The organism is Curtobacterium sp. B18 (genome assembly GCF_000333375.1).
Taxonomy (GTDB): domain Bacteria; phylum Actinomycetota; class Actinomycetes; order Actinomycetales; family Microbacteriaceae; genus Curtobacterium.
In genome coordinates this window covers 1-1,518 of the sequence record NZ_BACZ01000178.1, presented here as the reverse complement: position 1 = coordinate 1,518, position 1,518 = coordinate 1, and the positions used below count along the sequence as shown (strand labels likewise).

Here is a 1,518-nt window from a genome sequence, read left to right as displayed (position 1 = left end):
CTCCCGTCCGCCTGTTGCTTCAGTTCAGGGTCGGGGTGTCCTCCGGCACGACGCCACCGCCGTACAGGTCGGTCGCGAGGTCGCGGAGCGCGCGCAGCGCGACGCGCTGGGTGAGCGGCCCGTAGGAGATGCGGGCGACCCCGAGGGCTTCGTACTCGGCGGCGGGCAGGGCGCCGGGCAGGCCGATCACGGACAGCTTGCCGCGGCCGAGGCCGGCGACGAGCTGCTCGACGACGTCCCGCTGGACGGCTCCCGGCACGAACACCAGCGCGGCACCGTTGTCGAGGAACGCCTTGCCGCGGGCGATGGCGTCCGCGATGCTCTCCTCGATCGGACGGTCCCCACCGCGGGCGATGGCGTCGGTACGGGCGTTGAGCTGGAAGTCGATGCCCTCGGCCTGGGCGGCGGCGGTGATGGCGGCGACGCGGGCGACGGCCTCGTCGAAGGGACGCAGGCGGTCCTCGACGTTCGCGCCGACGATCCCCGCAGCGATCGCGCGCCGGATCGTCTCGGCCGGGTCCGCGTAGCCGTCGTCGAGGTCCGCCGTGACGGGCAGGTCCGTGGCGGCGGCGACGGTCGCGGCCCCGGCGAGGGCGACGTCGAGCGGCATCCCGCCGTCCTCGTACCCGTGCGAGGCGGCGATGGAGTGCCCGGCGGTGGCGATCGCCCTCGTCTCCGGCAGGTCGCTGACGACCTTCGCGCTGATCGCGTCCCAGACGTTGACGACCCGGAGGATCTCCGGGGCTTCGTGCAGCTGCTTGAGGGTGGTCGCCTTGTCGGCGGTGCTCGTGCTCATGACCCAGACAGTAGGCCGACCAACCCGGGCAGGGATCATCGTGTCCGTCGCGCGACGTCACCGTAGCGTCGAGGACACCACCAGGAAGGACACCGACATGGAGCGTTGGAACGAGGCGATCGCCGCGGTCGAGGAACACCTCGACGGCGGCCCGGACGACACGGTGCTCGCCGTGGACGAGCTCGCGCGCATCACCGGGACGAGCGAGTACCACTTCCGGCGGGTGTTCTCCGCGCTCGCCGGCATGCCGCTCTCCGACTACGTCCGGCGTCGCCGGATGACGCTCGCTGCCGCCGTCATCGCCTCGGGGACGACGACCGTCTCGGACGTCGCCGCGCGCTTCGGGTACGGCTCGGCCGATGCGTTCGGGCGGGCGTTCCGAGCCGTGCACGGCATCGGGCCACAGGAGGCGCGCGAGCCCGGCGCCGTCCTCCGGTCGCAGGGTCGGCTGTCCTTCCGTCTCACCGTCGAAGGGAGCACTCCCGTGCAGTACCGCCTCGTCCAGAAACCCGCCTTCCGTCTCATCGGACGCTCGACCCGTGTCCCGCTCGTGTACGAGGGGCCGAACGACGCGATCCAGGCGTTCGAACGCAGCATCACGCCGGAGGACCGAGCGCGCATCGCCGGGCTGTCCGACCAGGAGCCGTCGGGCGTGCTCTCGGTGTCCGATGCTTTCACCGAGGGTCGCGCGGACGGCAGTCGACTCCGCTACTCCGTCGTCG

The 1,518-nt window shown here is 72.3% G+C and carries 2 protein-coding genes; one reads left to right on the top strand and one right to left on the bottom strand.

The features are described from left to right. Window positions 1-19 precede the first annotated feature (19 nt). Window positions 20-796 (bottom strand): isocitrate lyase/PEP mutase family protein, encoded by a 777-nt coding sequence (locus tag I5E_RS04770; RefSeq protein ID WP_022905984.1) that lies wholly within the window; start codon window positions 794-796, stop codon window positions 20-22. 97 nt (window positions 797-893) lie between these two features. Between I5E_RS04770 and I5E_RS04765 the strand changes: the two genes are divergently transcribed. After that, on the top strand, window positions 894-1,518 hold a 625-nt coding region (locus tag I5E_RS04765), incomplete at its 3' end, for an AraC family transcriptional regulator (RefSeq protein WP_022905983.1).